The 271-nt window shown below is 33.9% G+C and carries 1 protein-coding gene; it reads right to left on the bottom strand.

All coding sequences use genetic code 11. The features are described from left to right. Positions 1-50: 50 nt before the first annotated feature. Positions 51-271, bottom strand: a 221-nt coding sequence (locus ACNARN_RS18660; protein ID WP_416304821.1) for a hypothetical protein, incomplete at its 5' end; no start/stop codon positions are given.

Raw genomic sequence — 271 nt, 5'->3', positions numbered from 1 at the left:
CGCTCCCCCACAAGATTAATATAAACTAAAAGATATATTAACCTGAATCATTAAATATCCATTATTGGGTATGAATAAACAAAAAGTGTATTCTCTAATAATACGTTACTCGATATTATCATCGTGACGATCATTAGTCCGATTAAAGAATATTTCTTCATTTCCTCTTGCGCTCCGATAAAAATGGAGGCAGAATCAAATTGTCTGTTTTTGAGTCCGCCTCGGTTAATATGAAATATATTTTCCGGGGCTTTTCTCTTTCTGGTGCTTG

The sequence above is a fragment of the Proteus sp. TSJ240517 genome, from assembly GCF_047921575.1.
Taxonomy (GTDB): domain Bacteria; phylum Pseudomonadota; class Gammaproteobacteria; order Enterobacterales; family Enterobacteriaceae; genus Proteus.
This window is presented reverse-complemented; position numbering and strand designations above follow the sequence as displayed.